The sequence below is a fragment of the Corynebacterium sp. 212_CJEI genome, from assembly GCF_001055915.1.
GTDB lineage: Bacteria > Actinomycetota > Actinomycetes > Mycobacteriales > Mycobacteriaceae > Corynebacterium > Corynebacterium jeikeium_D.
The window spans coordinates 1-6,971 of the sequence record NZ_JVPT01000025.1 but is presented as its reverse complement, the minus strand read 5'-3'; the positions used below and the strand labels follow the sequence as shown (position 1 = coordinate 6,971).

The 6,971-nt window shown below is 57.7% G+C and carries 5 protein-coding genes and 1 pseudogene; 4 read left to right on the top strand and 2 right to left on the bottom strand.

What is annotated here, in order from left to right; genetic code table 11:
* Window positions 1–735 precede the first annotated feature (735 nt).
* Genes ADB02_RS02120 through ADB02_RS02105 form a run of 4 tightly spaced genes read left to right on the top strand, consistent with a single transcriptional unit; the run spans window position 736 to window position 4,579 of the window.
* Window positions 736–1,692, top strand: a complete 957-nt coding sequence (locus tag ADB02_RS02120; protein WP_016421885.1) for an iron-siderophore ABC transporter substrate-binding protein — start codon at window positions 736–738, stop codon at window positions 1,690–1,692.
* 51 nt (window positions 1,693–1,743) lie between these two features.
* Complete coding sequence (locus ADB02_RS02115) at window positions 1,744–2,739, top strand: FecCD family ABC transporter permease (RefSeq protein ID WP_222865141.1); 996 nt, start codon at window positions 1,744–1,746, stop codon at window positions 2,737–2,739.
* Window positions 2,736–3,788, top strand: a complete 1,053-nt coding sequence (locus tag ADB02_RS02110) for a FecCD family ABC transporter permease (RefSeq protein ID WP_016421887.1) — start codon at window positions 2,736–2,738, stop codon at window positions 3,786–3,788. The genes ADB02_RS02115 and ADB02_RS02110 overlap by 4 nt, the downstream gene beginning before the upstream one ends.
* On the top strand, window positions 3,785–4,579 hold the full coding sequence (locus tag ADB02_RS02105; protein WP_016421888.1) for an ABC transporter ATP-binding protein: 795 nt from the start codon (window positions 3,785–3,787) through the stop codon (window positions 4,577–4,579). Before ADB02_RS02110 ends, ADB02_RS02105 begins: the two co-directional genes overlap by 4 nt.
* Here ADB02_RS02105 and ADB02_RS02100 read toward each other — a convergent pair.
* Entirely contained in the window at window positions 4,576–5,499 is a 924-nt protein-coding gene (locus tag ADB02_RS02100) for a siderophore-interacting protein (protein ID WP_016421889.1), read from the bottom strand. The genes ADB02_RS02105 and ADB02_RS02100 overlap by 4 nt on opposite strands.
* Window positions 5,500–5,610: 111 nt before the next feature.
* Window positions 5,611–6,800, bottom strand: a pseudogene (locus tag ADB02_RS11230) (IS3 family transposase); the annotation flags it as partial.
* Window positions 6,801–6,971: the final 171 nt, after the last annotated feature.

The window sequence follows — 6,971 nt, the reverse complement described above, 5'->3', positions numbered from 1 at the left end:
CCCCACTAGTCGGTAACTGATTTCTCAGTCCAACTAATGGGGAGTAGTTCACATTGTTGCGGTAGGGGGCCTATTTTTTCTTATTGACGCCCACGCTTTCCGCTTGGCTGCAGCGCCAGCGGAATGTGAGATTGTGCGAGCGCAGTGCTGGGGGGGGATTGCGTCACGGGAGGCGCCGGCGCCCTATTTGGCGGCGTGAGGATGTGCAGATGTCGCTAGACCGGGGATGCGTGGCCGACGGCGCCGTATTTGGGGCGCTAGCAGGGGTGAATGTCGCTAGAACGGGAATGCGTTAAAGACACTGATTTGCAGCTCCGCAAAACTGCAGGTCAGGGAATTGTCGCAAAATTCGGAGGCGCGCCTGTGCTGACAGATTCCCGTTCTAGCGACATTTCGACCTTCGAAGTGCAACTTTTCCGACAGTTGGTGCCACGAGTTGCAATAGCGCGAGCATCTCGGCATTGAGAGCCAGGGTGGCTAGGGTGGCCAGGGTGGCTAGGGTGGCCAGCGTGGCGACGGTGGCCAGCGTGGCGACGGTGGCCAGGGCGGCGATGGAGTCGGTAGCGGCCGAGCAGGAAGCGGACTAATTTAGGGTAGCCTGTTGTGTGGTTAGCCTTACCTGTGTAATATAGGCTCGATTGCTGTGTTGGCCGTAGCCGAAAGAGGCCATCAGTCTCTTGGGGCTACGGGTACTTTACAGCGTTTCAAAGAGTTCCTTACGCGTTAGGTTTTCACATGTTTCGAAACAATTCGCTGACCCGTCGAGCGGCGCTGAAGACCGCCGCTGTCTTGGCAGCATCCACTCTTGTTCTGTCTGGTTGCTCCCGAGGCGACGACGCGGCGGCGTCAAAAAATGAGGGCACCGGGGACGAGCGCATCGCCGCAGTTGGCCTGGGAGACAGCGATACCTTGCTCGCTCTAGGCATCCAACCAGTCCTCGTAGCGCCCTGGGGTGCTGAGGGAGATGTTGATGCATCTGGCGTCGGCCCATGGGCTACCGAAAAGCTCGGCGACAACAAGCCTGAAGTGGTTTACGGTACTGCCAACGGATTCACTGCTGAAATCCTGGAGAAGATCTCCGCCGCTGATCCGGACAAGATCATTGCGGTGAACTCTGCCGTAGACGCGCAGGCGAAGAAGGCGCTTAATGACATCGCCCCAACCACCGTTAAGCCAGACGGTGCCACGGACTGGCAGATCCCCTGGCGGGATCAGGTCAACCAGATCGCCGGCGCTGTAGACAAGCAAGAAGAAGGCGACAAACTCGTCGAAGAAACGCAGAAGGCCTTCGATGATTTCCAACAGCAGCACCCTGAGCTCAAAGGCAAGCGTGCGGCTATCGTCATGCCTTATCAGGGAAAGATCGGCCTGTACACCTCCGGTGACGGTCGCGGGCAGTTTATCAAGAGTCTGGGCTTCGAGATCCCGAAGGAGCTCGAAGGTAACGGGGGCGAGTTCTACCGCGACATCGCACCTGAGAACTACAGCGACCTCAACAACGTCGATTACCTCTTCATCCTTGATTACCAGGGTGCCGCCGATACCTTGAAGAAGGATCCAACATTCAGCAAGCTGGACGTTGTTCGCGAAGGCAAGGTCCGCTGGATGGACGAAAACGTGGGCAATGCAATGAGTATGCCGAACCCATTGACCATCCCCTGGGCAGTCGACAAGTTCTCTGACGCAATTTAATTGAAAGTGTCCGTTTCAAGAACTCGACATTCTTTGGTGTTTTCCCGGCGTTTGCTTACTTCGGCCGCACTCGTTGGCTTGGCTTTGCTGCTGCTTGCCTCCCTGTACTTGGGTTCCAAAGATCTTTCCATTGGCGAAGTGACCAGCATCCTCATGCATGGTCCGCACCCATCTACGCAATCCGGCATCATTTGGGACTTGCGCGTTCCGCGCACCCTCTTGGCTGTGATCACAGGCGCAGCCCTGGCTATGGCGGGTGCCATTGCTCAGAGCTGGACCCGCAACCCCCTGGCAGATCCCGGCATTATCGGCGTGAACGCTGGAGCAAGTTTCGCAGTCGCTGCGGCACTGACCTTGGGCTGGGCAACGACGGTCGGGGAGCGGACACTTGTAGGGCTCGTCGGGGCGGCCGTCGCTGCCTTAATCGTGCTGTTGATTTCCCGCGTATCGCGTAACCCGCTAACTCTGGTACTCGTGGGCGTGGGAGTTACCTTCGCCCTGCAAGCGGCCACGAATATGCTGAGCCTCTATTCTTCCGACACCCTGGAAGGGCTCCGCCGCTGGACCGTTGGCTCTACAGCTGGGCGGGGTATGGAAGACGTGGCCTTAGCTGCTTTAGGTCTAGCACTAGGTGCTCTATGTGGTGCGCTTGCAGCACGCCCGCTGGATCTACTTGCGATGGGAGAGGACTCCGCCCGTTCCCTTGGCAGCTCGCCCACGAGAACCCGCTTGTTGGCTGCCGCAGCGGTGATCATCCTCGCCGGCTCGGCGACAGCCACTGTGGGGCTTGTGACATTCGTGGGCTTCGCCGTGCCACACCTACTACGCCCGTTTACCGGCCCGTCCCTGACTCGCCTCTTGCTGCCGACCGGCATTGTTGGTGGCGCGGCTGTGTTGCTAGCCGATATTGTGGGCCGCTTCGTCCTGCAGCCTAACGAGCTGGAAATGTCCATTGTCTTAGCTATTGTCGGTGCCCCAGTGATGATTCTGGCGGTGCGACGTAAGAAGAGTTCACCGACCTCGAATGACTCGGAGCTGACGATATGAGCGATATGACGTCTATCCGTAGTATTAAGCGTTCACGAAGCAGACGCGTCCTGGCGGCTTCGGCAGGGTTCGCCCTCATAGCGGCTCTTTGTTACTGCTTAATCCTGGGGCAAGGAGCGGTGAAGCTCAGCCCGATGGAAGTCATCGAGGTTCTCACCGGTGGGGGCACACAGCAAGCAATCAACGTGGTGTGGGATCTCCGCCTGCCTGTAGCAATCGCTACCGTTCTGGTCGGCGCGGCTCTAGGGCTGGCAGGTGCGTGGACTCAGACCATGGCCCGCAATCCGCTGGCCAGCCCGGACATTCTCGGTGTATCCGGCGGCGCGGCGGTTTTGGTTGTGGCGGGCACCGTAGTTACCCGCCCTGCATGGAGTGAGGGGGTGCCGACGTTCTGGTGGCGTGCTGCACTCGCTTTGCTTGGCGCACTAGTGATCGTTGGTTTGCTCGTTCTACTCGGTGGCTTCGGGACGTCGCAGCGCGTAGTGGTCATCGGCCTGGCACTGTCTTTCCTCACGCAGTCTTTAGTGCAGTATCTCCTGCTCCGGGCTGACTTAACTCGTGCCACGGATGCCCAAACTTGGCTCGCTGGGTCTACCGGCTTTGTGCGTATGGAAGCTTTGTTTCCTATGGTGTTGGGCCTGTTGCCCTTCGTAGTTTTAGGCCTTTGTGTTACGCGCGATGTCCCTCTTCTTTCTCATGATGACGCCACCGCGTCCACACTTGGGGTAAATGTCACGAGGGTGCGCGCTATTTTGCTCATTGCCGCAACGGGCATTGTCGCGGTGGTGGTTTCCTTTGTCGGCCCAATTGGATTCGTGGCACTATTGGCTCCTCAGCTGGCCAAGCTGGTGGCCGGAACGCCCACGCCCCATCCGTTGTGCTCTACTTTTGCAGGCGCTGCTCTATTAGCTGCGTGCGCCGTCGTGGCGGGCGCACTGCCATTTACATCCCCTGTGGGTTTGGTTACCGCCATCATCGGTGGCCCCGCGTTGGTGTTGCTTGTGTGGTTGGCGGCCCGTCGCGGAACTCTGAAAGGAATGGTTCAATGAACGTTCAAGTTGATCACGTCACCGTGGGCTACAACGACGGCCCAAGCATTGTTAAGGACGTGTCTTTCACTGCAGAGCCCGGGAAGGTCACCACGCTCTTAGGCCCCAATGGTTGTGGCAAGTCGACGTTGCTCAAGACGCTTTCTCGGCTGCTTGCTCCCGCCGAAGGACGGGTTCTTGTAGAGAAAAAGGACGTGCATAGTTTGCGGTCGCGCGAAGCCGCCCAACTAATTGCGCTTTTGCCACAACACCCGCTGTGTCCGGCGGGATTGACCGTTGGAGAACTTGTGGAGCGCGGACGGCACCCTTATCGTCGATCGCTCTGGGGTGGGGGAGCGACGGCGTCAGAAGATAAAGAAAAAGTGCGCGAGGCGCTGAAGAAGACGAAGGTTGACCATCTTGTTGCCCGCGACGTGGCGGAGCTTTCTGGCGGCCAGCGGCAGCGGGTCTGGATGGCGATGGTGTTGGCGCAGGATACGCCAATTGTGCTGTTGGACGAACCGACTACCTACCTAGATCCGGCACATGCGATAGAGATTCTAAGTATCGTGCGGGAGCTCGCTCAAGAGGGCAAGACGGTGATTACCGTACTTCATGATCTTGGCCTGGCGGGAGCTTTTAGCGACGAGATGATCGTCATGAAGGAAGGGGAAAAGATCGCCGAGGGTTCTCCAAAGGAGGCTCTGACGGTGGATGTGTTGCGCGAGGCATATGGCCTGAATGCCGAGGTGTGGGAAGATCCCCGCGGTATGGCTCCGATTATTGTGCCGCGAGGGATTGTGGCTAATTAAGGCCGTGCCCTGCCTAGGAACCAATAGGGGCACCACTGCACGGATTCGCTATTGAGGCCCCAGGTGTGAATTGCGTGGCGCCGTACTTCCTTGCAGAGCTGTCCTTCACCCGCGACCCAGACGTACTTCGACTGTGTTGCGGGGTGTTCGGCACGGTCCAGTTGCTGTAGGTGGGACATCACTGCCGTGCTGAAGTCCGTTGTAGCGCTAAACAGCACTTCTAGGCTGCCCAGCTTGCTCTCCCAGTCAGCGACGAGGGATGGCTCGAGGTCACCATGGTTCTCGGCGACCACTACGAGGTGTATGTCGCGCAACTGTTCCGGGGCAAACGCATCCGCGTAATCCAAAATGGCGCGAACGGAAGGTACGGCAGATGGGTCTGCGATAAGTGTTTGTGAACTTTGCGCGCGGTGCCAGAGGCCCTGGCATGTCCAGATGCCTACCTGGTCGCCAACACGAGTTGCAAGAGCCCAGGCGAGCCCTGGTCCGACGTGCTCATCCTTTGGATTTTTGACGCCATGTGTCGCCACGTCGAAAGTTATCTGTCCGCACTCGGGATCGAGTGAGCGTACGGTGTACCAACGTAAATTTGGGCGTTGGGTCTCCGGCATGGCTGTAACGCTTGCGCGGATATTGGCGCCACCTCCGTGGAGGGGTAAATGGAGATTCTCGCCGGGCTTAGCCGGCATAAAGAGGCCAAAGAATTCGTCCGGGCCGGAAAGCTGAAAGCCGACTAGCTCGGGGGAGCGGATGACAATCCTCTGCAGGTTTTCTGCCGGGGCGCTGACGTCATAAACAGTGGCGCGGATGATTCGATGGTGCGGTTCAGAAGGGGCGGCCAAGAGTAGGTGGTCAGAAAAGGCCGCGCGGTAGGCGGAAGTGTTCGTCGGAGTGTTCAGGGTAACTGGGTTCGAGGTCATAGTGGGAGTTAACTTACCCTTACCTAAAGCAAAAGTGAAAGGGTGAGGGGCAGAAAAAGCCCCGCGGGGATCCGAGGTGAACTGGTCCCCGAAAGTTGGACTGGTTTAACTCTAGGCGGTTAGGGCTTCAAGGGTCTGATTTCGATATTGCATCGGGGTCAGGCCCTTGAGTCGTTGTTGGACGCGTTCGGTGTTGTACCACTGGATGTATTCGTCGATTACTTGGTTGAACTCTGCGACCGTGTCGAAGACTTCTCCGTGGTACATCTCGGTTTTCACGTGGCCGAAGAAGTTCTCCATGACCGCGTTGTCGTAACAGTTGGCTTTACGCGACATCGACTGAACACCGCCGTTGTCGCCGATCAGGTCACGCCACGAGGCATGCTGGTACTGGAAACCTTGATCGGTGTGCATCATCCACCCGGGTTCAGGTGCCCACGCCGCGATCACCTTGGGCAAAGAATCGGTGGTCAACGCTGTCGACGGCGATGTAGCCACAGTGTGGGCAACGATTGAGCGGTCGAACAAGTCCATCACCGGTGACAGGTAGACCTTGCGGCCTGCAACCCTGAACTCGGTGACGTCGCTGACAAAGACGGTATTTGGCTGATCCGGGGTGAATTTGCGGTCAAGCTTGTTGTCGGCAATGTGGCTGATCGTCCCGGTGTAGGAAACATAAGGTCTACGTTGGCGGATCTTGGCTCGCAGCCCCATCTCGCACATGAGTTTGTAGACGAGTTTGTGGTTGACCACCCACCCCTGGTTGCGTAGGTCAAGTAGCACTCGCCGGTAGCCGTAGCGATGCTTGTTACGCTCGAAGCTTTCCCGAATCGCTTGCTTGAGCTCGGCGTGCTTATCTGGCTTACTGAGTCGTTTCTGGTGGTAGAAGAACGTCCACCGTGGCATACCTGCTGCCTCTAGGAGGTACTCCAAGCGGTGGTGCGACTTGAGGATGACAATCGCCTGGACTTTCAGGCGCGTCCCTGATTCCTCAAGTCCCGCAATTTTTTTAGATAGGCATTTTCGGCCCGCAACCGTTCGTTTTCGCCACGCAGCTTGTCTTCCTCCGACAGCGGCTTCGGCGTGACCGATCCTTTGGGTCTGCCCTTCGGCTTCGGTTTCAACGCGTCATCGCCGTCTTTGCGCCATTTCCACGACCACCCGCGGACCAGCTGCTGTGATGACAGGCCAAATTCACGTGCAAGATCCATCGCTGTCTCGCCAGCAAGGTGGCGTTGGACAACTTCCTTCTTGATCTCGAACGAGTACTGCTGCTTAGTCGGTTTCTCCACAAGACATAGCCTGCATGCAGCTTAAACCGACGACAGAGCATACGGGCGGCATACTTGGAGACACCAAGGGCATTGGCAGCGGCTGTATAACCCATGCCTTGCTCAAATAGTTCAACCAACTGCTCGCGCTGATATTCACTTAGCGAACTTCGTGCTCTCAATGACAACTACTCCCCACTA

Bases quoted from the DNA above. Each gene is read 5' to 3' on its own strand.
- ADB02_RS02120 (WP_016421885.1), top strand. From the start codon at position 736: ATGTTTCGAAACAATTCGCTGACCCGTCGAGCGGCGCTGAAGACCGCC.
- ADB02_RS02110 (WP_016421887.1), top strand. From the start codon at position 2,736: ATGAGCGATATGACGTCTATCCGTAGTATTAAGCGTTCACGAAGCAGA.
- ADB02_RS02105 (WP_016421888.1), top strand. From the start codon at position 3,785: ATGAACGTTCAAGTTGATCACGTCACCGTGGGCTACAACGACGGCCCA.
- ADB02_RS02100 (WP_016421889.1), bottom strand. From the start codon at position 5,499: ATGACCTCGAACCCAGTTACCCTGAACACTCCGACGAACACTTCCGCC.